Here is a 24289-nt window from a genome sequence, read left to right on the forward strand (position 1 = left end):
CTTCAATTGTATTCAAGCTATCATGAGTTAGGATTGCAGCTATTTGAGTGTAAACTCATAATGGTGATCATGATGTTGTTGTTTTATTTTGATCCTTTTCCCATACTTCATAGCGTTCAGCCAAGTGCTTATAAGCATTTTCACTCATGATAATTCCATTATCGACGATAACGCCGATTGCCAAAGCAATACCCGTTAACGACATGATATTTGATGAAATGCCAAAAGCATTGAGCAATATAAAACTGGCTGCTATGGTAATTGGGATCTGAATTATGATACTCAATGCACTACGCCAGTGAAACAGGAAAATCAATACAATTAACGATACTACGATCATCTCTTCGATCAGCGTAGTTTTTATAGATGCTATAGATTCTTTAATCAACTCCCCCCTATCGTATACAATATCAAACTTCACTCCTTTAGGCAGGCCTTTAGAAACCTCTTCCATTTTAGCTTTTACTCTTTCGATTACTTCGGCAGCATTTTCTCCGTAACGCATGACCACAATACCTCCTGCACGCTCACCCTCGCCATCCTGGTCAAATATGCCTAGCCTGGTTTCTCCCGTCATCTGCACTGTGGCGAGGTCTGATATTTTAATTGGCGTACCATTTTGGTTTTTTACCGGAATATTAGCAATCTCGTCCAGTGATTTAAGGTAACCTGATGTTTTGATGATATACCCCATATCACTCATTTCGAACTTACGCCCTCCTGATTCGTTATTATTACTTCTTACAGCAGCAATCACCTGAGGTACACTCAGCTTATAATACAATAGTTTATTAGGATCTATTGAAATCTGATATTGTTTCTGAAAACCTCCGAACGAGGCTATTTCACTCACACCCGGCACATTTTGTAAGGCAAACTTTACATACCAGTCTTGTATAGCACGTTGTTCTCCTAAATCCATATCAGGCGCATCGAGCGTATACCATAAGATATGACCTACCCCCGTACCGTCGGGACCCAGCTGAGGTGCAACACCTTCAGGTAAGGTTCTGGAAATTGTACTGATACGTTCCAATACCCGTTCTCTTGCCCAATAAACATCTACATCATCTTCAAAGATGACATAAATGAAACTCATCCCAAACATAGACGATCCCCTTACGTATTTAATTTTAGGGATCCCCTGCAGGTTTGTAACCAAAGGGTAAGTCACCTGATCTTCGATCAGCTGTGGCGACCTACCCATCCATTCAGTAAATACAATCACCTGGTTTTCAGACAAGTCAGGTATTGCATCTATCGGGTTCTTTTGTATGGAAAATACGCCCCATATAAATAACCCTGCAGATAGCACCAACACAATAAAGCGATTGCGCATTGACCATTCTATAATTTTATGTACCATTTAAAAACTCCTTTTTTAATAACCCTCTATCTTTTTTAGTGCGTTTCGCTTGTTTTACCCGTACGGTCGTATTTACAGCAATTATGCAGCTTGTTATATACTTTATCTTTGGCTTTAAACATCTCGGTATCATAACCTACAGCAGCAACTTTTTTCTGTATCTGCTTGTTACTAATCTTTGTCTCATCATAACTTACTGTCAGCACCTTTGCTGCTTTATCCCACTCTGCAGAAGTAACACCTGGAACTTTAAGTGAAGTTTCGATCTTATGTTTACAGGTTCCACAGTTACCTAAAACTTTAATTTTGTCTGTTTTTGATTGTGCAAAGACAGCACTGCTAAGGAAAGTCAACGCGACCACCGAAAGAATTCTTAATGATTTCATCTGAATTGATTTTGAAGAAATTTGAAATAAATGAATTGATAAAAGCAGCGTATTTATTGCCCGTGTAGAGCACATACTGCCTCATAATGCACGTTAGCGCAAAAAAGAAAGAGGGTATTATATTCTGTAAGTACAGTTTTTCAGGTAAACAGGAACTCCCTGTCCTTCAGGTGGTGCATTACTTAATGCTTCCCTGGTAATTTTTACTGGTATTGATACCTTATAATTTATATAAAATTCAGGTAACAGGATTGCAGTAGAAAAGGATTCAAATTTGTAGACTGTCTGACCGGCTTTCTGTGATTTTTCAACCTTAACTTGCTGTTCTACATCCTCGCAACATGATTTTTTATCAGTGTCTTTTATGGGCATTCCACAAAAATCACAAATCTTATCGGATTGTTTTTCCAGACCCCAGCTCACCAGCTTTCCCATACAATAATGAAAATGCACAGATGCCCCACTGGAAATTCCCAGATAAAAAACGGCAAGTATGGTGAGCAGTATTCTTTTCATTATTTACAAAGATTAAAAAAAGAGCAGAATTATTTTTATATAATTCCGCTCTTTTTTTACATATCGTTTTTTGCTTTAGCTATACAGCCTATGTTTAAAGCACTTGCTTAAACCTCTGATGCTACATAACCAGCTTTTTCAAGAGTTTTAACAACAGTTTCTGCCGTTAATTCATCACTTGCTTCTACAGTAAGTATCTTTTCCGGATTATCTGTATCTACTGCCCAGTTTTCAATTTCAGGCAAATCATTTAGAAATGGTGTTACAGTTGCGATACATCCACTGCATTTGATATTTGTTTTGAATTTTAAAGTTTCCATGATATAATTATTAATGTTTATTAATTTAATTAGTTAAAAAATCTACACCAGTTTTGCAAATTTCAGTCTTAAACTGTTACTTACAACAGATACAGAACTTAGTGCCATTGCAGCCCCTGCAATCATTGGGTTCAATAAGAATCCATTTACCGGATATAATAGTCCGGCGGCAATTGGTATGCCGATTAAGTTGTAAATAAATGCCCAGAACAGATTCTGACGTATTGCTTTAACTGTTAGCTTTGATAAGCGCAATGCTTTTGGAACTTGTTTCAAGTCTGACGACACCAATGTAATTTTTGCTACATCAATAGCAATATCAGAGCCTTTCCCCATCGCAATAGAAACATCTGCTTGAGCTAAGGCCTGGCTATCATTTATACCATCACCAATCATTGCTACAAATTTCCCTTCTGCTTGCAGTTTTTTCACAAATTCCGATTTATCTGATGGCAAGACTTCTGCCTGGTAATGATCAATCCCCACCTGTCTGGCAACTGATGCTGCTGTTTGCTGATTATCACCAGTAAGCATATAGACATCAATACCATCAGCTTTTAGTGCGGCAACAGCCTTAGCTGAACCTGTTTTAATCTGATCCGCAATAGACACAATAGCCAATACCTGTGTAGCATTGGTAAAGAAAATTACCGTTTGTGCCTGTTGCTGTAATGCAGTAACCTTTTCCTGCAAGGCAGCGTCCACCAGAACATTTTGATCAGCAAGGATCTTATGACTTCCTGCCCAGTACTTATCTCCCTCAAATACGGCCATCACTCCTTTACCGGTCAAACTCTCAAAACCACTTACTGATGCGCCCTTTGTTCCATCACTTTTCAGCTTATTAACAATTGCTTCTGCTAATGGGTGCTCTGAAGATTGCTCCAGAGCCACTAGTATTTCCTTTAGTTGCGATTTATCTTTTGGTAATTCAGTTGCCCATTCTATATGCGTAACTTCAGGTTTTCCTTCAGTAATTGTCCCTGTTTTATCCAGAATTACTGCATTTACCTTATGCCCAAGCTCTAAGGCTTCGGCATCTTTAATAAGGATACCATTCTCTGCACCTTTGCCAATACCTACCATAATGGCCGTTGGTGTTGCCAAACCCAACGCACAAGGGCAGGCAATCACCAATACGGTAACCATGGCAAGTAAACCTTGCGTAAAGGCATGTTCACCGCCAAATAATAGCCACGCCCCTAAACTGATTATGGCAATTAAAATAACTATGGGTACAAATATACCAGCCACCTTATCCACCAGTTTCTGAACCGGGGCTTTAGAGCCTTGTGCATCCTGTACCAGTCTTATAATCTGAGCGAGCATAGTTTCTCCACCTACTTTCTCAGCTTTAAATTTAAAACTACCTTTCTGATTAATTGTTCCTGCAAATACCTTATCGCCCTCTTTCTTTGCTACGGCGACAGGCTCTCCTGTAATCATACTCTCGTCAACATATGAAGTTCCTTCATACACCTCCCCATCAACAGGAATTTTTTCCCCCGACCTCACTAAAATCTGATCAGCAATCTGCACATCAGCAACAGCTATCTCTTTTTCGCCATTGGCAGTAATTACAATTACGGTTTTAGGTTGTAAACCTACCAGTTTTTTAATGGCAGAGGAAGTATTTGATTTCGCTCTTTCTTCCAGCAATTTGCCCAGCATGATAAAAACAATAATTACTGCTGCAGCTTCAAAATAAACATGTGGTTCAAGTCCTTTATTATACCAAAAATCAGGATAAAAAGTATTGAAGACGCTAAATATATATGCAATACCAGTACTTAAAGCAACCAATGTATCCATATTTGCTTTACCATGTCTGGCTTGTTTCCATGCGTTGATAAAAAACACCCGTCCAAAGAAAAACAAGACAGGAGTAGTTAATGCCAACATATAATAATTGCCATTAGGCATATGCATAAAGAACATTCCAATAATCACGACTGGAAGGGTCAATATCGCAGACCAGATCATTCGTTTTTTTAAAGTATTATAATTATTTCTCTGAGTTTCTTCCTGAAGTTCCTTGGCTCCCTCCTGTTCAAGGATTAGATCATAACCAATTGATTGCACAGCTTTTTGGAATGCATCTGGCTGTATTTCATTTGGGTGATAAATTACCTTTACTGATTGAGTAGCGTAGTTAACCTCTGCTTTATCAACACCTAGCTGTGCCCCTATAATAGATTCAACACTTACCGCACATGATGCACAAGTCATACCTAGAACTGGCATTGATATCGTTTCTATATTGTTGTTCATAATTATTGTTTATTTGACTATAACAAAGGTAAGTAGCTAAGCCCCCTTTGTTTTATAGGATTCTGTGAATAATTTATAGAATTCTGCTGTAATCACTTATTTAATAAAATTGCAGAATTCTGCATAAATACAGCAAAATATTGCATATTTTTGCAGCAATTAATATTAAAGATCTTATGCTAATACAAACAATTAAAGCAAGGAAAGCTACAAAAGCTATTTTTTTAGTGTGCGGACTGGGCATTTCCAGCTGGGCACCAATGGTACCTTATGCAAAAGATCGTTTAAATCTTAATAATGCTGACCTTGGCCTGCTACTTTTATTACTTGGTGCGGGCGCTATAGCTATGATGCCTGTTAGTGGAATACTTGCACATCGTTATGGAACTCGTATTGTAATCAGATACTCAGCAATAATAATGGCGCTTACACTTCCTTTACTCTTATTAATCAATTCTCCGATCTGGATGGGATTGGCACTTTTTATATTGGGAGGAACCGTTGGCACTGTAGATGTTGCTATGAATGCACATGGCGTTCAGGTACAAAACAGTTCAGAAAAACCAATAATGTCATCACTTCACGGCCTGTTCAGTGTTGGTGGCCTATTTGGGGCATTAGGACTTGGCTTTTTAATGAAATTAGGATTGAGTCCGATTGCCGCAGCAATAAGTATTGCCTTTTTATTAATTTTAATTGTTTCCTGGAACTATCGGTTTCTTTTTGATGTTCATACAGAAAAGGAGTTGATCAGAAAATTCTCCAGTGAAACTGAACAAGTTAACCTGAAAGGAATATCCTGGTTAAAAGGGAGCATCATCTTTTTAGGCTTCATGTGTTTCTCCGTTTTCCTCTCAGAAGGAGCTATGTTAGACTGGAGTGCTGTTTTCCTAGATGAAAATAAGGGTATTAACCCTGAAATGGCTGGCATTGGATATGCGGCTTTCTCTATTGCTATGGCAACAATGCGCTTATTGGGTGATAAAATTGTATCTCATTTAAGCGGAAAGACAGTAGTTATTGGTGGTTCTATCATTGCCGCTTCAGGTATTTTTCTTGCCATACTTACTCCATGGATAGCAACATCACTTCTTGGCTTTGTACTTCTTGGAATTGGAGCGGCCAACATTGTCCCTGTTTTCTTTAGTGAAGGCGGGCGAATCAAAAATGTTCCGGCAACAATAGCAATACCAGCAATCAGCACAATGGGTTATGCCGGACAACTGGCAGGACCTGCATTACTTGGTTTTATAGCCTATCAATTTTCTTTAAATATTGCTTTTGCATTTATAGGTGCATTGATGCTGATAGTTGCTATTACATATGGTTTAAGAAAATAAGCACTTATTTATCCGTGTTAATACTTATTTAATCACCATAGCAGCATTACTTAAGTACTACAAGGGCTTTATTAGGGCCAATAGCCCTAGAAAGGCCCTAGTAACCCCCTAGTAAGGCCGGAGTAAGGCTATAGTAATATTTATAGTAAAAAAATGCATTCTTAACATATTAATATCCTCAGGTATAATATATATTCATTATTTTCGAATACACTTAAAATCATAACTCATGCTTAAAAAAACAATGATTGCAGGTATGGCATTATTCATGCTTTCTTGCGGAAACTCGAACAAGGAAGAGCAAAATTCGGAAACCAGCAGTGTATTAGACAAAGTCAGCAATCTCAGTAAAATTGCCAGCGCCGGAGATAAAGTTGAGGAGATCACTAAGAAATTAAAAGGACTTACACCTTTAACCAACGATGAACTTAAAGCTGTTGTACCAGAGACGCTAAATGGTTTGAAAAGAAAAAGTTATAATGCAGGAGGCCTATCTGCGGTTGGGGGCCTAAGTTCTATTGAAGCGGAATATGGTGATGATATTAAATCAATTAAGGTTGGAATTATTGATGGTGCAGGAGAGACTGGAAGCGCTATGGTTTCTTTATTAGCCTTATCGTTAAGTATGAATACCGAATCGGAAAATGCGGATACTAAGACTAAAACTACTGAAATCAATGGAATCCGTACTTTAACAGAAGACACCAAGCGTGATGAATCTGTTAGTTCATCTATTAAGTACCTTTACAAAGAAAGGTATTCTATTAGTTTGGATGGCAACGGCTATACTTTAAGCGAATTAGAATCCTTCATGAAGGAACTAAATACCAGTGCTTTAAAATAACACTCATTAGCCTGGCGTTCATTAATACTCCATCTGGATGCCAGACTTTTCACATATTACATCTTACAAAATCGTGTTTAAATAGTGTAAAAACTGATAAATATCAGCTTTTCTGTTGACACTATACCACGCCTCAATACGGAAAAAAGTATAACTTTGTCCCTGAACAATAACTTGTAAAATCAGGTCAGTATTGAAATCATGAATATAGATTCTTTAGGCTCTCCAAGCTATCAGAACGATGATTCATTTGATGAGCTTTTTTCTCCGAGGATAAGAAAATTATCCAAAGTGCATTGGACCCCTCTATCTGTGGTTAAGAGAGCAGCAAGCTTTCTTGCACCAAATCCTGGCTGCAAAGTTATTGATATAGGTAGTGGAGTAGGTAAATTTTGCCTTGTTGCAGCTTATTACTATCCTCACTCGGAATTTCATGGCATAGAGCAACGCATGAGCCTACATACTGCAGCAGAATATTCAAAAGAAGTATCAGGTCTTAATAATGTTCATTTTATGTATGGCGATTTTACAGAATTAAATCTTGATGGTTATACAGGCATTTATTTCTATAACTCCTTTGCTGAAAACCTCTATACTTTCGGCAGGATTGATAATACAATTCAACATTCGCCTAGCCTTTACAACTATTATGCAAACTATTTGTACAAAATACTGGAAGAAAAACCTGTAGGAACACGACTAACCACTTACCATGTAAGTGAAAATGAAATCCCAATCTGCTACAATCTTGTAGAAACAGATTTTGACCAGCACCTTAAAATGTGGATTAAACGATAAAACAATTTTTTAATAGAAATACCATGACCTTAGACAAGCATGTTTCCGCTATCCTTGAAAAAATTAGCGAAATGAAAAATTACGAACAAGTAGAAACTGCAATTTCAAATTGGACAAATCCGATGACTGATTCTGGATTTTCACAAAATGAGCTCATCAAAGCACTTCAAGATAAACTTGAAGACTTATCCCCTCTTTCTGTAAACAGTACACAGTGGAGCTGTATACGCTATGCGCTTATATGCCTTCGCTCAGTAGCAAAAGAAGAGTCTGTACTTTAAAAGTACAATATATACCCGATGAGTTTATCTGATATTTTCCCAATTGATCAATGGAACTTTAATACACAATCCATTCTAAACGCCCTCTCTGAAGAAGATTACGACTTTTTAATCAGCAAGCAGGGGGTGCAAAAATATCAAAAAGGTGAAGTCATTTTCAAAGAGGGAATGGTCCCATCGGGTATATATTTTATCCATAAGGGTAAAATAAAAAAATACAAAATCGGCCTTGCTGGTAAAGAACAAATCATCTATGTAGCCAATAAGAATGAACTGATAGGCTACCATGCAGTTTTATCTCAGGAACGTTATCCAGATTCTGCTGCTACTTTAGAAGAAAGTGTGCTCACATTTATTCCGAAAGAGGACTTCTTAAGCATTCTAAATCAATCCCCTGCCTTTGCTAACCGCTTGTTAAAAGCCCTCAGTCATGAATATAGTGTGCTTACAAACAGCATATCAATATTCTCACAAGGAACTGCAGCGGAAAGACTAGCCATAGCCCTGATCCTTATACGCGAGAAATCAAAGATTGAAACCCCCGAAGGAGAAGAAACAATAATTAATATATCCCGTAGTGATCTGGCAAATATGGCTGGTCTTGCTAAAGAAAATGTCATCCGCTTATTAAGGGAATTCAAATCTGAAGGAATTATCAGAACTGAAGGACGAAAAATCTGGGTAAAAGATATCGCAAAATTAGTTAGCAGATCTAATTATAAATAGTATTATAATCTATAGCTTATCATGCATGATATACTTGTGCAAATTCCTTTGCAAAATCCTCTAATTTTGTTTTTCCCAGGGATGATGGCTTATTGTTAAAATAGTGTTCATATAATTTTCTAGTTCTCATTGCATCGCCCATTTCCACATAACTTTTAGCCATTGGCTCAGGTAGACCAGCCTGCATCATACCCTGTAAAGCATCTTCATCAGTAAATTCTACCCATGGAAGTTCAGGTTTATCAATCGCAGCTCCTAATGCACTAGCTACATTTCCTGCAGTACTTTCATCACTTGCGATATACCTTACACTTTTTCCTGTAAATGCTTGCTGCAATTCTTCAGCTGCTACAGCTGCAATATCATTTGGATGTACCAATACTAAAGGAGTATCAGCACCATAATTTGATCCTAAAATACCTGCATGTTTAACCATATCAACATTTCCTAAGAAATTGATATAGAAATATGCCGGACGAAGGTTTTTAATTGCTACATCTTCAAGTTTACTATAGGTTTGTTCCACATCATGCAGGCCCGCAATCGGCCCTGTACCACCGTCTAAATGCGCTCCAATGCTACTTAAGTTAACTACATGCTTAACACCCGCTGCCTTGATGGCTTCAGCATATTTTTTGCCAGTATCTGAAATAAATCCCCTGATATCCGATGCACCAAAATTTGGAGGAACCATCGTATATATCGCATCTTTACCTGAAAAAGCTTTAGTTAAAAAAGCTACATCCTCAACAGAGCCAATTGCAGCTATTGCACCCAGCTCTTCAATTGCTTTTTTCTTAGCTTCATTACTGCTAATGATAGTCACCTGATGGCCAGCTGCTATTAAAATCTCAGCCAATGGTTTACTGATATTTCCGAGCGATCCTGTTATTGTAAAATTCATGATTATATATTTTAAATTGTTGATTACAAAGGTATATTTGTACTTACTTTTAAACAAGTACTTACCCCAAAGTATGTGCCAATGACAGCAATTAAAGAAAACTCTACCCGTAATTTTAATAAGAAAAATTCTGCCACTTTTTGCCCCATCACCTATGTAATGAACAAAATAGGTGGGCATTGGAAGCCTATCATTTTATATCAGCTTTCAATTGGCCCAAAGCGCTACAGCGAATTAAAAAGATCGATTCCTAATATTACAGAGAAGATGCTTATCCAACACTTAAAACAATTGCAGGAAGATGACCTGGTGCTTAGAACTGCAGAACCTGTTGTCCCTCCTTTTGTAACTTATTCATTGACACTTGCAGGTACTAAGCTACAACCTGTTCTAAATGCAATGGCTGTATGGGGATTGGATGATATGGAAATAAGGAAATGATTTATATATCAGATATCACTCTGATCTCCTAATTCAAGAGATAGGGTCGTTAAATCCTGCTTTATCATTTTAACGTAAGATTCAATCTGGTCGTACATTTTAGCACGATTATAGAGATCATCTGTACCATAAACACCTTTATCTTGAAGATACTGTAATTTAAATTTATTCATCTCTTCTACATTATCAACCGATACCTGATTAAAGCCTTTCCACCTTTCAATAATTTTTTCTCTCAATGAAAGTTCATCAGGTTTAGTCGGATTTTTATAAGTTATATAATACCAGACTGAAGAGGGGAAAATTGCTGAACTGTCTTGCCCATACCATATATCTTTTAAAGCATTACGAGGGTGTTGTAATTCCGTAATTTTGCTGTTCTTTAAAATAAGAACTCCTAAAATAGCCTCTGCTATACCAGTTCCTATACCTACATAATCCCCACTGTGGCCAGCATTATCATTTGATGATAAGAACCCTGAAGCGACCCCACCAATAGCACCAATTCCAATAGCAGCAACAGTCAAACGTGTTTCCCGTTGTTTTTCCTTTCCTTTTAAAAAATCTGCTACCTGCGTAATTCGTTCCTCCTCACAATCCAATTCAGAAGCAAAAGAAGAAATTTCTAATGAAGCCAGGTTAATCCGCTCTGAAAGCTTCATTGCCACTTCAATTTTCCTCAATCTGTTTTCTATAACAGGTGATCCCTGATAATCTTCCTTTGCTTTCACAAACTTTTGCAAGAGGTCAAGAAAACCAAAGGCGTTAGCAATATTCAAACTGGCAAAACCAAAGTGACTTACAAGTGCTGTGTCAATCTTCAATTCATGAATAGGACGAGGCTTTAATGCACCGCCATTAAAAGTCCTCTGCTGGTGACAGCTGATCAATCCTGCATACTCACTTACCTGCACTTTTTTGTTTAATGAGCAGGAGCTGAATAGACATGCCATAACAACAAAATGAGCCAGCGGGTTTCTAACAAGTTTTATCATTACCAGATTAAGATTAGCAGTTACAAAAAATTATTTTTGTTTGGTAATAAAGATATAATTTTCTCCATTATATTCATTTCATACCAGGTGCATTTATATGCGGACAACAATTTTTTCCATTGTAATACCACTTCCTCTTCCGGTAATAACCACAGTTAAATGTCTATTTTCTCATTCCAATAATAACCGTCGGAAGTAGATCTTTGACCGAAGATTGCCGTACCTACTCTCACAATGGTTGCCCCCTCTGCAATCGCTGTTTCCAAATCTCCACTCATTCCCATTGACAATTCCTGCATATCTACATTCGGAATTTTTAAAACAATAATTTGCTCCTGAATGTTTTTGAGTAAGCGAAAGCATTTACGCACTTTTTCGGTTTCGGCACTGAACAGACCTATGGTCATCAAGCCTTTTATTTTCAGTGTTTCTAATTGTGCAACCTGTTTTACCAATTCAATAGCATCATTGGGATTTACACCAAATTTACTTTCTTCAAAAGAGGTATTTATCTGTATCAAAACCTCTATGGTCTTGTTTTCAAACTGTAACCGTTGGTGCAGTTTTTCTGCCAAATCCAAACGGTCAAGCGACTGGATGCAGGAAACATCGTATTTCAAAAGGTCTTTGATTTTATTGGTTTGCAAATGCCCGATGAAATGATTGGTATGCTGAACTTCTTTTAATGCTTCATGTTTTTCTTTAAGTTCCTGGACTTTATTTTCGGCTATCAATGTTTGTCCTGCACGTAAAGCTATTTTAATACGTTCTTCAGGAACAGTTTTAGTAGCCAGGAGCAATTTTACTTCGTTGAGATTTCTGCCGTTTTCTTTACAAGCATTGTTTATCCGTTCTTGTATGACGGCAATGTTTTGTAGAATTTCTTCCTTCATACTTCTGCATATTTTTGTTTTCCTTCCAATTCTTTTATCAATACAGCTTTTACCAAAGTAAATGTATGGTCTTTGGCTTCAGCAAATGAAATGTTGTATTTCGGGGTGACTGGTCGCACATATTAATAATGCCGCACTAAAATTCATCATAATTTATCTCGATTCTTTCACTGACCGGGGCTGCGACACAAGCCAAAATCAAACCTTGCTTTATATGAGCTTCCGATAAAACGAAGTTTCTCCTTAATCGCACTTCACCCTTCTCCAATTTGCATACGCAAGTACCGCAGTTTCCTCTGCAACAAGAATGCGGCGCATCAATGCCGGCGTTGAGAAGAGCATCAAGCAAAGGTACATTTTTGTTCCACTGGATTTGGCGTGTAATCCCCTCCAGTATCAGGGTTACTTCCACTGTGTCCGATGCCCTGTCTTGTGCTGCTGAAATGTTATTATCTTCCAGATTCATGCTTTATTATTTTTTGTCTAGCTTTTAAAAGCCCGAAAGTCTTAACCGCCTCCGGGCTTTTAGATTTTGGTCCCTTTACTTCAAATCTTCTATCGAAGCACCAAAGTTAATGTGTAACACATTGCCATTAGACAAGACCAATGCCGGTACAGATTTTACTCCCGCACTTTCTGCATCACTTACTTTTGCTTTATCCGTACCCAAATGGATTACTTCAACCTGATTTTCAGATATAAGATTTAAAATATCCTGTTCTGCACTGATACAAACAGGACAACCTGCGTGATAAAAAATAGCTTTTGTCATTTTACTTTTAAAATTTGAAACTGTTAATAATTAAATTTTGTTAATGCTAAACAGATAGACTGTCGGTAACAGATGAAAGGATGCTCTTAAGCTCTTTAGTTTCTTCAGGTGTAAGTGGCTGCAAAGGACTTCTTAAGTACCCTCCATCTTCACCCAAGATGTTTAGTCCAGCCTTGATCGCTCTCGGTAAACCTTTTGCCACAATGAATTTCAACAGATCAACCTGTTCATAAAAAATATTTCGGGCTGCTTCAAAATCATTGTTTTGGATAGCATTGTACAAACCAATATTTAATTCGGGTATCAAGTTTGGAGCCGCAGTACACCAACCTTTAGCACCTGCTGCAAAAGCAGCCAATGCTAAAGGGTTAGATCCATTGTAAAACGCTACTTCTTCTCCTAATTCCTTTCTCAAATAGTGCATTCGTTGAATGTCGCCTGTACTTTCCTTTATCATTGTTACGTTGGGAATTTGCAATAAGCGTTTCAGCAACACAGGCGACATATCTACTCCGCTAGTTGCCGGATTGTTATACGCCATTATCGGAATGGAAATTTTGGAAGCAATGGTATCATAGTGTTTTACAATTTCGTCGTCGGTTAGTTTCCAATAACTCATCGGTATAATCATTACTGCCGTAGCCCCGGCTTTTTCAGCAAACTTGGCGTGGTAAATAGTCTTCTCGGTGGTAAGATTAGAAATGCCCACCAACGTAGGTACACGCCCTGCAACCTGTTGTATGGTAGCCTCAGTTACAGCTTCTTTTTCTTCATCATTGAGATAAGGCAATACGCCTGTGCTTCCTAATGGAGCGATACCGTGAGAGCCTGATACAACAAGTCGTTCTACTAATTTTTTGAATAAAGGAATATCTACCTTTTCATTATCGTTGAATGGTGTAATTGGGTATGCAATAACACCTTTAAATGGAACTGTATTCATTATTAAAAATCCCTCCCTTCTTCTTCACGTAATGCCACTCCTAAATTCTGAAGCTGCGGAGCATTCTCGCAGGCAATATATTTTGCGGGTACGCTATTACTTGTATTCTGGTGCTGATGCCAGGCCCAGGACGGTATATAAACGGCATCACCCGCTTCCCATTCTACACGTTCGTCTTCTACGAGTGTCCAGCCCTTTCCCTCGAGTACATATAATATAGTTTCATAAGTATGACGGTGTTTATGTGTTTGTTGCCCGGGTAATAAACCACCAATGGTAATACTTACATTTTTGCTTGGTAAGTCCACGAAGAAAACAGGGTGTTTTCTTTCTGCTGAAAATTGATTGTGTACCCCTGCATTTTCAACATTCTTGTGAATGACATGGGATGGTTTCACAAACGCTGGTCTTGCAAATGTTTGATGAAAATCTTTAGAGCTAAATTGCTTTTGCTCTGCATTGATTAATTCTTTTACTTCTGTTGCTGTTTCTAACTTTGACATAGCATTAATAATTTATCATTTATTGCACTATTGCAATACAAAAGTATCATACCTTTGGCCTATTAAAATGATACAGTTTTTATAAAAATAGATAGTCCAGATGCTTAGAGGTTGGGAATTTCAGATACAGTTAGATGAAAAATCGGATAAAGCCATTTATCTGCAAATAGCGGATGCCATAATAAACGACATTCATTCAGGTAGGTTAAAGGCAGGCGATGCGCTGCCAGGCAGCAGAAACCTTGCCCGGCTTTTAAATATAAACAGGAACACTGTTGTAGAGGCACTTAATGTGTTGATTATTGAGGGCTGGCTAACTCCTAAAGAACGACAAGGCACTTTTGTTGCTGATACGTTGCCATCTTTAAAAGAAACACAAAAAGACAGAAAAACACTTACTGCAATAAACAATTCAGCAGTTAAGCATTATCACATAGAATTTGATGATGGACACCCTGACAGTAAAATAGCACCAATTGCAGAACTGGCCAGGGCATACCGTCAAATCTTCAATATAAAAGGAAGATGGAAAATGATGGGGTATGGCTGCGAATTAGGCGATGAGGTATTTCGGAAAGAAATTGCTCAAATGCTCAATCATCAGAGGGGAATGCAGACAAGCGAACAGGGTATCTGCATAACTCGTGGAAGTCAAATGGCAATGTACCTGATAGCGCATTGCCTATTCTCAAAAGGTGATTATGTGATGATTGAAAATCCGGGATATAAGCCTGCATGGGCTGCTTTTGAAAATGCAGGTGCAAAGTTACTGCCTGTTAGCGTAGATAAGGACGGCTTGGTGATTGAGGATGTTGTTGCGCATCTTAAATCCCGCAAAAAAATAAAAGCTATTTACGTTACACCCCATCGGCAATACCCAACCACAGTTACATTGAGTTTAAAAAGAAGGTTAGAGTTGATACGGCTTTCTAATGAATCCGTCTTTTCGATTATTGAAGATGATTATGATAATGAATTTCACTTTGGTTATCGTCCCATATTGCCTTTATCAAGTTTTACTGAACTTAAAAGTTACGTTTATATTGGTACAATGAGCAAGGTTGTTGCACCTGCATTACGCATCGGATATTTAGCAAGCAACGACTCTTTCCTCGTTAGAAAGGTAGGTGATTTACGGAAAATCATCGATGTTCAAGGTGATAATATTATGGAACAGGCAGTATTACAGCTAATCAAAGACGGCATCATAAAACGACACATCAAAAAGGCAACAAACTATTATAAAACAAAAAGAGATCTTACCGCCTCCTTGCTGGAAAAACATCTAAGTTCTAAAATAACTTATACTATTCCTGATGGCGGTCTGGCTCTTTGGATAGTGCCTGACAAGCAAGTGGATTGGGTAAAACTTTCTGAAGCTTTGAAAAGAAAAAGCATTAAAATTATCACCCCTGATAATTATAGCTTTGATACAAACATTAAAGGAATAAGGTTAGGTTATGGTTCATTAAATGAAAAAGAGTTGGAAGAAGGCATTATTGCTTTGGCAGGAATGCTTTGAGTAAGTGCAGACTAGCTAAAAGCATCGATTTAACATTAAAAACCGGACTTTGAAGTGTTCAAAGTCCGGCTGTACCCAAGAGGAGATTCGAACTCCCACACCGTTGCCGGCGCCAGCCCCTCAAGCTGGTGCGTCTACCAATTTCGCCACCTGGGTATATTTTGGTGTTGCAAATATATATTTATTCGGATGATATTGTCAACCCATCGTATGCTAATTTAATATTTGTTGGTAAATCTTTTTCCACAACTGAATGAAGCCCCAAATTGTGGCTGATATGTGTGAAATAAGTAGTCTCTGCCCCAACCTTTTGCGAAAAATCAATCGCTTCATCCAATGTGAAATGAGAAATATGCTGTTCGTGCTGCAAAGCATTTACTACCAGAAAACGCGACCCTCTGACTTTCTCCAATGTCTCCTGAGAAATAGTTTTAGCGTCAGTGATATAGGTAAAATCACCTATCCTAAAGCCTAGAATTGGTAATTTATAGTGCATAATATTCAATGGAATAATTTCAGAATTACCAATATGAAAAGGCTGATCGTTAATGGTATGTATGTCGATTTGTGGTAATCCTGGATAATGAACCTCAGCAAAGATATAGGAAAATTCACGCTTTAACGCATGTTGAACCCTTTCAGTTGCATAAATATCTATATTCTTTTTTAACAGGTAATTGAAAGGACGGATATCATCCAGTCCGGCTACATGATCTTTATGCTCATGTGTATACAATATAGCATCCAAATCTTGTACACCTGCCCGAAGCATCTGATATCTAAAGTCAGGCCCACTGTCTATCACTATTGTTTTATCAGCAGTTTCTATCAAAATTGAAACCCTTAATCGTTTATCACGATAATCTGGTGATTTACAAACTGCACATTTGCAGGTAATAACAGGAATGCCCTGGGAAGTACCCGTTCCTAAAAATGTTACTTTCAAAATATTTCTGTTCCAAGCATGTATTTCAAACTTAGAAAAATTACCTTAAGTCTACAACCTCTACTCCAGGAAATTTCTTAGCATCGAATGTGAAAATAGATTCAGGCACCTTAGCATTGGCTACGAATGACTTCACATCATAAGTATACTTATTTCCATTCTTTTCGAATATAAGTGCACTTGCAATTTGTTTCGCAGCCTTATCAATCGTTAATCTTATTTTAAAATAAGATTTATTGATATCTGTAGGTGTCAGGTCAATAATCTGATAAACTTTAGCACCTACCTTTTTATCTCCGGTATATAAATACTTAAATCCCTTTTCATAAATTGTGAATATTTTTGCAGGATTCAGCGCCTCATCACTAGTATTAACATCAGTAACCTGAACTTCTTTTTCCTCTTTCAGATAAGTCCAAAGTGTTTTGCCATCACTAGTCATTTCCTGACCAGTCATACTAACCTTATATTTATTCGCATTGGCCTTTACATATAAAGTCCCTTGCTGAGTATCTTTTGAGTTAGTCTGTTTACTTTCTATTAGTAAAGAAAAATCAGCCTTTACGATATTGTAAGAGCGATATTTTTTACTTACTTCATTTAATATGGTTTTTGCTTTAGCATCAGTTTGTGCATTTACGGCTGATATAAACCCAATAGCTATTACCAGCAGCAACATTAATCTCTTCATCATCTTATCTTTTAATTTCATTTGTTGCCAAGTTCATTCAAGAACTGTTCCAAAGCATAATCGTCAGGAATTAATACTTCCCTGGCCTTACTGCCTTCGAATGGTCCAACTACTCCCGCAGCTTCCAACTGATCAATGATCCGACCAGCTCTGTTATAACCTAATTTCAATTTACGCTGAATTAAAGATGTTGAACCTTGCTGATGCAATACAATTAAACGTGCAGCATCTTCAAACATAGAATCTCTATCTGACGCATCAAAATCCATCTTTGCATTTTCTGCTGCTTCATCAATATATTCAGGCAATTGGTAAGCCTCAGGATATCCCCTCTGATTTCCGATGAACTCTGAAATGCGATCTACCTCTGGCGTATCTACAAAAGCACATTGCAACCTGATCAGATCATTCCCTGTTGATAAAAGCATATCTCCACGACCAATCAGCTGATCTGCCCCCCCACTATCAAGGATAGTTCTTGAGTCTATTTTTGACAACACCCTAAATGCTAACCTGGCAGGGAAGTTGGCTTTAATAGTACCTGTAATGATATTAACTGATGGACGTTGAGTAGCAAGAACAAGGTGAATACCTACTGCACGGGCCAGCTGTGCCAAACGTGCAATGGGCTGTTCTACCTCTTTACCAGCAGTCATCATTAGATCAGCAAACTCATCCACGATCAAAACAATATAAGGCAAGAATCTATGTGAATTATTAGGATTCAGCTTTCGCTTGATAAATTTCTCATTGTATTCTTTTAAATTCCTCACCTGCGCATCTTTAAGCAGATCATAACGTTGATCCATCTCGATACACAATGATTGCAAAGTGTTAATTACCTTTTTCGTATCTGTAATAATAGCATCTGCCTCCCCTGGTAATTTAGCTAAGAAATGACGCTCAATCTTATTAAATAGTGTTAACTCTACTTTCTTTGGATCAACCAATACAAATTTAAGCTGAGATGGGTGCTTTTTATAAAGTAAAGAAACCAGGATAGAATTGATACCAACTGATTTACCTTGTCCTGTAGCTCCCGCAACCAGCAAGTGAGGCATTTTTGATAAATCACCAATAAAGACTTCATTTGAAATGGTTTTACCCATTGCAATAGGCAGATCCATGGTTGTTTGCTGGAATTTCTCTGTCGCAAGAATACTTCTCATTGAAACCATTTCCGGATGCATATTAGGCACCTCAATACCAATAGTCCCTTTTCCAGGCATTGGGGCAATAATACGGATTCCTAATGCTGCAAGACTTAACGCAATATCATCTTCAAGATTCTTGATTTTTGATATACGTACACCCGGAGCAGGTATAATCTCGTAAAGGGTTACTGTTGGACCTATAGTTGCCTTGATCTTATCAATCTCGATATTGTAATGATTAAGTGTCTCAACAATTCTATTTTTATTGGCCTCAAGTTCTTCAGAATCAACTGAAATTTTATTAGATCCGTAATTTTCTAATAAATCCAGGTGTGGATATACATAACTAGATAGGTCTAAAGTAGGGTCATATGTACCAAACTGCTCTACTAATTCATCCGATTTCTTTTCTTCTTCGGTCTTTTCAATAGTTAATTGTGGTTCAACCTTTAGTGGAACCGTCTCTAATGGAGGGGTTACTACCTCCGGAGAAGGTGCCATTACGTTTACAGCAGGTGTAAATTGAGGAATGATCTCTTCAATTTCCTTTTCTTCAAACCTTGAGGATGGCGTGATTACTATGTTCTGCTCACGCTTACGCTGATTACCTAGCTTATCGTTTAATGTAAACTCTACAGGCTCTGATCTGACTTCATCTTCTAGCTCAACATTTTTCGGAACATCTGGTACTACACCAAGATCATCCGCTGTTTCTTCTTTTTTTGTACGTGTTGGAATTTTAAAATCGATGTTATAAGCAATGATCAATACTGTTAATGCTAAAAAGGCAATTAATCCACCTACTCCTGCTATCCCGATTTGTGCAACTAGTAATTTATTTGTCCAATAACCAAACTCACCTTCTATATAGTGAGGAGTATTTGTAAAAAATGCGTGTGCAAAGCCAAATGTTAGTGACAGAAACAATAAGAAAAACAAACTATAACCTAATGTTTTTTCAATTGAAAATATTTTCACCTTAAATAACAGGCGGTAACCAATTACAAAAAATACAAAAACAAATAGAAAAGAAGCTAGTCCGAACCATTCGTAAATAAATTGGTGCGATAGTAATGCGCCTATTTTACCAAGCCAGTTTTGTACAACAGGAGGAATGTTCACTTGCTGTAGTTCTTCGTAAGTTTTAAACAGGTTGTCCCATCCCCCGTTAGCATCTATTACATAACTATAATCCTCTTGCCATGTAAAGAGATACGAAGTAAAAGCAATCAGAAAATAAAGTGATAAGATCAGAAATAAAAGTCCAATGATCTTAAATAGCCTTCCATCCTGAAAATTAAGACGAGGCAAAACATCTATCCTTTCTTTGAATGGTCTGGGTTCAGTTGACCTAGAGCTTTTCTTGTCTCCTGCCTCATTTTTGAATGAATTGGACTTAAATTGATTTCCCCTTACCGACATCTTTATTTACTGATTTTAATAATTAACAAACTTAGATAAATTGCGTAAACATTCATGAACTCAATTTAAAAAATTAAGCTCATTTGCCTATATTAAATTATTTACTCAATTTTAGCCGAAATTTAACAGTAGCGATGGCGGATCTTGAAACATTAATTGAAACAGGCAACAGACAGGATATTTTTGATTTTCTAACTCAATATCCAGCTGAAGCCAGTAAAGACACCAGTCATGGCATTTCACCCATTTTATTGGCTTGTTATTTTAAAAAACCACAGATTGCTGGGTTAATAGCTAATTTCGCTAAACAAATCAACCTATTTGAAGCTGCTGCCCTAGGCAAATTGGAAGAAACGGATTTTCTTACAGAGCGTAATCCAACTTCAGTAAATAGTTTTTCAAAAGATGGCTTTACTGCACTTGGCTTGGCTGCTTACTTTAGCAATGAAGAAATAGTTAAGCTATTAATTTCCAGAGGCTCTAATGTAAATACTCCAGCTCAAAATGGCTTTAATGTTTTCCCGATACATTCTGCGGTTGCTTCAGGAAATGTCAATATCACAAAAATGCTGATCAATGCAGGCGCTAATGTAAATGTAATGCAACAGGCAGGCTTTACTCCACTTCATGCTGCTGCACAATTGGGTAATATTGAGTTGATCATTCTATTACTTGAACATGATGCAGAGGTTGATGTAAGAATGGAAGGGGGGAAATTACCTTCAGACCTGGCCCGGGAAAAAGGTTTTAATGAAATTGCTGACATCTTGAGTGTTTAATTAAACATCCCAAACCCATAGTCTTATTTTTTTTATATAATGTCTTACATCCAAAACAAGGGCTGCAAGTACATAAAATATAATAGGGAAACCCACAGCAAGAAAAGATGCATAAATAAAAAACAATCTAATTTTACTGATGGATATGTTTAGCCGTTCGGCAAGATATGTACATACCCCAAAACTCCGCTTTTCAAAAAAGGTTACAATCTGCTGGAACATTTTATTTTTTTAAGATTTTCAAACCCAAAGTACAATTTAAGCATTTTTTTTCATTGCAATAATATTTATTTAATTGAAGCAGGGCTTGCGAAGTTAAAGCATTCGGAACATCAATACCAGCACTACTATATTGATTTACAATAGCATTACATTCTGATGGAATCCTTTCTAAAAAATCAGATGCACGATCTGATAATTCGGATTGATCTGTATATTTTCCATAACAAAATAAAAACAAGCACACAGTATTAATGATAATATTATCAACACTTCCTTTACCCGGTTGAACAATAACCCTATTTGTAGTTTTGTTAAAATGATAATGAGTTAGCCAATATTCATTTACAGGTAAGTCATTAAAAATAGTATACAAATCTGAAAGTGTATCCTTTTTTAGCATTTTTGAGAACAGCTGACTTGACTTAACAATTAATGCTGCAAACTGAGCAATCCTGATTGTAGGGAAATTTTGAGGACGCATCCTCAAGAACTTCCATACAGCTGCATTCATTGGAATTAAACGATATTTCTTCTTTAAAAATAAATACTCCCTTTGTAGCTGCAATGGGTAATTTTCAAAAAATTCCTGTTCTAAAAAACCTGCCTGCCCAAACAAAAGTGCTTCTATTTGCAATGCATTATTCTTATGCTTAGAAAGAATATGAAGAGGTGTAACTATTGAAAGTAATTCAAATGGAACAGCATTTACTTTAAAACCAAAATTTCTGGCAAGAAAACAATAAAATAACTGTTCCCAATCCCCACGATTGTTGTTGAGTTTTTCAAATACTTCTTCTGCTTTCTGTTCAAAACGTTCTATGACAATTCTGGAGAAGAAAGAATAAATATGAATCTGGTCTAAAGAACTGATATGACGTTCGCAAGGGAAATGATTTGCATTGGCAATAAGTCTCTTGTAGTTATCCAACACCCGATCCAAAAATAATCCTTCAATTACAAGTACAGGGACTAAACTACCATCTGTACGATAAATGGGACTATCATGTTCATAAACCACATGCAAAATAACAGCATCGTAAAAAGCATTATTCTGATGTCCGTGCAACAACCAGTCTGATGATTTAACATGAATCTCTACATGTCCAACCCAGACCGTCTGATCAATAATCAATTTTGCATCACTGAAATCAGGTCCAGCATTTCTATTTAAAATCCCCGGATTCAATACTTGTAGTTCTTCACCACCTTTGCACACAAGTTTCGCAGAGTTAAACAGCCTATACTTCCAAATAAAGTGTAAAAAGTCCTCGTTAAAATCCATTTCTGTGAATTTAACCTAAAGGGACCATTTGCTCCACAAATTAAAGTTGTTCTTTTTTACTTTTATAATTAGTAATAAAAACCCCAATGATAATGAGTACGGTTGCTATAAGAATATCTACTGTAATAACTTCATTCAAAATAAGCCAACCCAGGAACAACGCAATTACGGTATTGAAATAATTAAGAATCGAGACTTCTGTAGCACTCACCTTTTTCAAAGCATAATGATAACAGAAAAAGGCAATAACAGAACCAAAGATAGCCAGGTAAGCAACAGCAAGCATACTATTCATACTCCAATCAGATATACTAATATCCTTAGAAAAAATCAGAGCCAGAATAAACTGAACTACTGCCGAAAAAGCAAATTGGTAAAACAGATCAAGAAATATATTATCTGTTTTTTGGTTATACTTTTTAATATAGATCGTACCGATTGTCCAACCAGAGATGGCAAATCCCAGAAACATAATTCCTGTTTTATAATTGGGATCAAGCAGCTCACTTATCCCCTCTCTGAAAATAAATACTACTCCAAGAAAACCAATCAGAACACCTGCAAAACCTTTTAAACTTGGTTTCTGTAATCCAAGAATAACGCTACTGATGAATACAAATAGTGGGCTAAGCGAGGTTAATAAGGAAGTTAAACCACTTGGTACAGTTTGTTCCGCAACTGTAGTTAATCCATTGGCTCCAACAATCATAAGAGATGACAAAATCATCTGACGTCTAACATGTGGCCAGCCTTTCCATGTCAGTTCATTCTTTCTTAAAAGAATGATGAACAATATAACTGTAGCAATTGATTGTCTGAATGCTGCCACAAACCAGGGTGGTATAGTTTGTACTGCAACCCTTATTCCTAAATAGGTAGTACCCCATATTAAAGCTACACCAGTTAGCGCCAGAATCAGCTTTAAATCTATTTTTTTGGTCATACCAATTGTGCAGCCATCAGAATCTGCTCCATTTCTTGTTGTAGTTTTAAAGCCTCTTCTCTGGCCTTTTCCGCAAAATCTTCTCCCTTACTGGCATAAATAATAGATCTGGCAGAATTAATCAACAATCCACACTCACTGTTTAATCCATACTCACAAACATCTGCCATGCTTCCGCCTTGTGCACCAACACCAGGCACCAATAAAAAGTTATCAGGAGCTAATCTTCTTATATTTTCAAACTCTGCACCCCTGGTAGCACCAACAACATACATCAGCTGATCACTATTTGCCCATTGAGAAGATATTCTGATTACTTCTTCATAAAGTTTACCTTCTGATGTTTGATGAAGTTGAAAATCGCTATGTCCTGCATTTGATGTTAAAGCCAGTAAAATAACCCATTTATCTGCATAACTTAAAAACGGTCCTACCGAATCTTTCCCCATGTAAGGAGCAACAGTAATTGCATCGAAACTCATTCCCGATTTCTCTTGATTGAAAAAAGCATCAGCATACATAGCAGAAGTATTACCAATATCACCTCTTTTCGCATCAGCAATTGTAAATATATCCTGAGGAATATATTCCCAGGTTTTAATTAGGCTCTCCCATCCTTTCAATCCCATTGATTCAAAAAAAGCAGTGTTTGGCTTATAGGCTACACAAAGATCTTTAGTTGCATCAATGATCTGCTTATTAAATTCAAGTACAGGATTATCATATTTGAACAAGTGTTTAGGTATATTTTCCAATACTGGATCAAGACCTACACATAGAAACGATTTCTTACTTTTAATTTGTTCAAATAGTTGTTTTTTATTCATCTGAGGGTAAATTATGGCTACAAAGATGTTAATTTTCAAAATGATTTTCGGACATTTACAAAACTTTTCACCAAAATAATTACAAACAATTTCAAATTTTTCTTGGAGAATCGATTTCAAATACATACAATTGCAACATAATTCTCTAAAGTTCATCTGACCATTCCAGAAAATCTCATAAAATTTTGTTCTACAACGCCTT

At 37.0% G+C, this 24289-nt stretch carries 27 protein-coding genes and 1 tRNA gene; 8 read left to right on the plus strand and 20 right to left on the minus strand.

Annotated features, from left to right (window positions below):
- Positions 1–67: 67 nt before the first annotated feature.
- The 5 genes from ABDJ41_RS15660 to ABDJ41_RS15680 form a co-directional block, all read right to left on the minus strand.
- Positions 68–1366, minus strand: a complete 1299-nt coding sequence (locus ABDJ41_RS15660; RefSeq protein ID WP_349787012.1) for an efflux RND transporter permease subunit — start codon at positions 1364–1366, stop codon at positions 68–70.
- 35 nt (positions 1367–1401) lie between these two features.
- A complete protein-coding gene (locus ABDJ41_RS15665; protein ID WP_349787013.1) occupies positions 1402–1752 on the minus strand; it encodes a heavy-metal-associated domain-containing protein in 351 nt (116 codons plus the stop codon).
- A 117-nt stretch (positions 1753–1869) separates the two neighbouring features.
- On the minus strand, positions 1870–2268 hold the full coding sequence (locus ABDJ41_RS15670; RefSeq protein WP_349787014.1) for an HYC_CC_PP family protein: 399 nt from the start codon (positions 2266–2268) through the stop codon (positions 1870–1872).
- 107 nt (positions 2269–2375) lie between these two features.
- Complete coding sequence (locus tag ABDJ41_RS15675; protein WP_349787015.1) at positions 2376–2588, minus strand: heavy-metal-associated domain-containing protein; 213 nt, start codon at positions 2586–2588, stop codon at positions 2376–2378.
- Between the two features lie 42 nt (positions 2589–2630).
- Positions 2631–4859 carry a heavy metal translocating P-type ATPase gene (locus ABDJ41_RS15680; protein ID WP_349787016.1) on the minus strand — a complete coding sequence of 743 codons (2229 nt, stop codon included), beginning with the start codon at positions 4857–4859 and terminating at the stop codon, positions 2631–2633.
- A 176-nt stretch (positions 4860–5035) separates the two neighbouring features.
- Between ABDJ41_RS15680 and ABDJ41_RS15685 the strand changes: the two genes are divergently transcribed.
- The 5 genes from ABDJ41_RS15685 to ABDJ41_RS15705 all read left to right on the plus strand — a co-directional run bounded on the left by ABDJ41_RS15685 (position 5036) and on the right by ABDJ41_RS15705 (position 8848).
- The gene (locus ABDJ41_RS15685) at positions 5036–6199 is read left to right on the plus strand and encodes an MFS transporter (protein ID WP_349787017.1); all 1164 of its coding nucleotides are present in this window, start codon (positions 5036–5038) and stop codon (positions 6197–6199) included.
- Positions 6200–6428: 229 nt separating this feature from the next.
- Positions 6429–7043 carry a hypothetical protein gene (locus tag ABDJ41_RS15690; protein ID WP_349787018.1) on the plus strand — a complete coding sequence of 205 codons (615 nt, stop codon included), beginning with the start codon at positions 6429–6431 and terminating at the stop codon, positions 7041–7043.
- 201 nt (positions 7044–7244) lie between these two features.
- Positions 7245–7841: a methyltransferase domain-containing protein gene (locus ABDJ41_RS15695; protein WP_349787019.1), complete on the plus strand. Its 597-nt coding sequence runs from the start codon at positions 7245–7247 to the stop codon at positions 7839–7841.
- A 23-nt stretch (positions 7842–7864) separates the two neighbouring features.
- Entirely contained in the window at positions 7865–8122 is a 258-nt protein-coding gene (locus ABDJ41_RS15700) for a hypothetical protein (RefSeq protein ID WP_349787020.1), read from the plus strand.
- Positions 8123–8140: 18 nt separating this feature from the next.
- Positions 8141–8848 carry a Crp/Fnr family transcriptional regulator gene (locus ABDJ41_RS15705; RefSeq protein WP_349787021.1) on the plus strand — a complete coding sequence of 236 codons (708 nt, stop codon included), beginning with the start codon at positions 8141–8143 and terminating at the stop codon, positions 8846–8848.
- 19 nt (positions 8849–8867) lie between these two features.
- Here the strand turns inward: ABDJ41_RS15705 and ABDJ41_RS15710 are convergent, their stop codons facing one another.
- Positions 8868–9752, minus strand: a complete 885-nt coding sequence (locus tag ABDJ41_RS15710) for an NAD(P)H-binding protein (RefSeq protein WP_349787022.1) — start codon at positions 9750–9752, stop codon at positions 8868–8870.
- A gap of 81 nt (positions 9753–9833) precedes the next feature.
- Between ABDJ41_RS15710 and ABDJ41_RS15715 the strand changes: the two genes are divergently transcribed.
- Entirely contained in the window at positions 9834–10193 is a 360-nt protein-coding gene (locus ABDJ41_RS15715; protein WP_349787023.1) for a winged helix-turn-helix transcriptional regulator, read from the plus strand.
- Between the two features lie 8 nt (positions 10194–10201).
- Here ABDJ41_RS15715 and ABDJ41_RS15720 read toward each other — a convergent pair whose 3' ends face one another.
- From ABDJ41_RS15720 to ABDJ41_RS15745, 6 genes are all read right to left on the minus strand, one after another.
- Positions 10202–11188: a hypothetical protein gene (locus ABDJ41_RS15720; protein WP_349787024.1), complete on the minus strand. Its 987-nt coding sequence runs from the start codon at positions 11186–11188 to the stop codon at positions 10202–10204.
- Positions 11189–11343: 155 nt separating this feature from the next.
- Positions 11344–12081 carry a YggS family pyridoxal phosphate-dependent enzyme gene (locus tag ABDJ41_RS15725; protein WP_349787025.1) on the minus strand — a complete coding sequence of 246 codons (738 nt, stop codon included), beginning with the start codon at positions 12079–12081 and terminating at the stop codon, positions 11344–11346.
- A gap of 136 nt (positions 12082–12217) precedes the next feature.
- Positions 12218–12547: a 2Fe-2S iron-sulfur cluster-binding protein gene (locus ABDJ41_RS15730; RefSeq protein ID WP_349787026.1), complete on the minus strand. Its 330-nt coding sequence runs from the start codon at positions 12545–12547 to the stop codon at positions 12218–12220.
- 75 nt (positions 12548–12622) lie between these two features.
- A complete protein-coding gene (locus ABDJ41_RS15735; RefSeq protein WP_349787027.1) occupies positions 12623–12853 on the minus strand; it encodes a thioredoxin domain-containing protein in 231 nt (76 codons plus the stop codon).
- Between the two features lie 46 nt (positions 12854–12899).
- Complete coding sequence (locus tag ABDJ41_RS15740) at positions 12900–13796, minus strand: dihydrodipicolinate synthase family protein (RefSeq protein WP_349787028.1); 897 nt, start codon at positions 13794–13796, stop codon at positions 12900–12902.
- Between the two features lie 2 nt (positions 13797–13798).
- Positions 13799–14299, minus strand: a complete 501-nt coding sequence (locus ABDJ41_RS15745) for a cupin domain-containing protein (RefSeq protein WP_349787029.1) — start codon at positions 14297–14299, stop codon at positions 13799–13801.
- A 100-nt stretch (positions 14300–14399) separates the two neighbouring features.
- On the opposite strand from ABDJ41_RS15745, the gene pdxR reads away from it, so the two are divergent.
- Positions 14400–15821: a MocR-like pyridoxine biosynthesis transcription factor PdxR gene (gene pdxR / locus ABDJ41_RS15750; protein ID WP_349787030.1), complete on the plus strand. Its 1422-nt coding sequence runs from the start codon at positions 14400–14402 to the stop codon at positions 15819–15821.
- Positions 15822–15893: 72 nt separating this feature from the next.
- On the opposite strand, the gene ABDJ41_RS15755 is transcribed toward pdxR, so the two are convergent.
- The 4 genes from ABDJ41_RS15755 to ABDJ41_RS15770 all read right to left on the minus strand — a co-directional run bounded on the left by ABDJ41_RS15755 (position 15894) and on the right by ABDJ41_RS15770 (position 20034).
- Positions 15894–15977: transfer RNA gene (locus ABDJ41_RS15755), tRNA-Leu, on the minus strand.
- Positions 15978–16002: 25 nt separating this feature from the next.
- Positions 16003–16767 (minus strand): MBL fold metallo-hydrolase, encoded by a 765-nt coding sequence (locus tag ABDJ41_RS15760; protein ID WP_349787031.1) that lies wholly within the window; start codon positions 16765–16767, stop codon positions 16003–16005.
- A 40-nt stretch (positions 16768–16807) separates the two neighbouring features.
- Complete coding sequence (gene lolA1, locus ABDJ41_RS15765; RefSeq protein ID WP_349787032.1) at positions 16808–17461, minus strand: outer membrane lipoprotein periplasmic chaperone LolA1; 654 nt, start codon at positions 17459–17461, stop codon at positions 16808–16810.
- A gap of 14 nt (positions 17462–17475) precedes the next feature.
- Positions 17476–20034, minus strand: a complete 2559-nt coding sequence (locus ABDJ41_RS15770) for an FtsK/SpoIIIE family DNA translocase (protein WP_349787033.1) — start codon at positions 20032–20034, stop codon at positions 17476–17478.
- 134 nt (positions 20035–20168) lie between these two features.
- Here ABDJ41_RS15770 and ABDJ41_RS15775 point away from each other — a divergent pair, with 134 nt between their 5' ends.
- Complete coding sequence (locus ABDJ41_RS15775) at positions 20169–20813, plus strand: ankyrin repeat domain-containing protein (RefSeq protein ID WP_349787034.1); 645 nt, start codon at positions 20169–20171, stop codon at positions 20811–20813.
- Here ABDJ41_RS15775 and ABDJ41_RS15780 read toward each other — a convergent pair whose 3' ends face one another.
- The 4 genes from ABDJ41_RS15780 to pyrF are packed head-to-tail and all read right to left on the minus strand — an operon-like array spanning position 20814 to position 24087.
- Positions 20814–21035 carry a PspC domain-containing protein gene (locus ABDJ41_RS15780; RefSeq protein ID WP_349787035.1) on the minus strand — a complete coding sequence of 74 codons (222 nt, stop codon included), beginning with the start codon at positions 21033–21035 and terminating at the stop codon, positions 20814–20816.
- A 1-nt stretch (position 21036) separates the two neighbouring features.
- On the minus strand, positions 21037–22317 hold the full coding sequence (locus ABDJ41_RS15785) for a DUF2851 family protein (protein WP_349787036.1): 1281 nt from the start codon (positions 22315–22317) through the stop codon (positions 21037–21039).
- Between the two features lie 40 nt (positions 22318–22357).
- Positions 22358–23260: a DMT family transporter gene (locus ABDJ41_RS15790; protein ID WP_349787037.1), complete on the minus strand. Its 903-nt coding sequence runs from the start codon at positions 23258–23260 to the stop codon at positions 22358–22360.
- Positions 23257–24087: an orotidine-5'-phosphate decarboxylase gene (gene pyrF, locus ABDJ41_RS15795; RefSeq protein ID WP_349787038.1), complete on the minus strand. Its 831-nt coding sequence runs from the start codon at positions 24085–24087 to the stop codon at positions 23257–23259. The genes ABDJ41_RS15790 and pyrF overlap by 4 nt, the downstream gene beginning before the upstream one ends.
- Between the last annotated feature and the right edge of the window lie 202 nt (positions 24088–24289).

Source organism: Pedobacter sp. ASV1-7, from assembly GCF_040203335.1.
GTDB lineage: Bacteria > Bacteroidota > Bacteroidia > Sphingobacteriales > Sphingobacteriaceae > Pedobacter.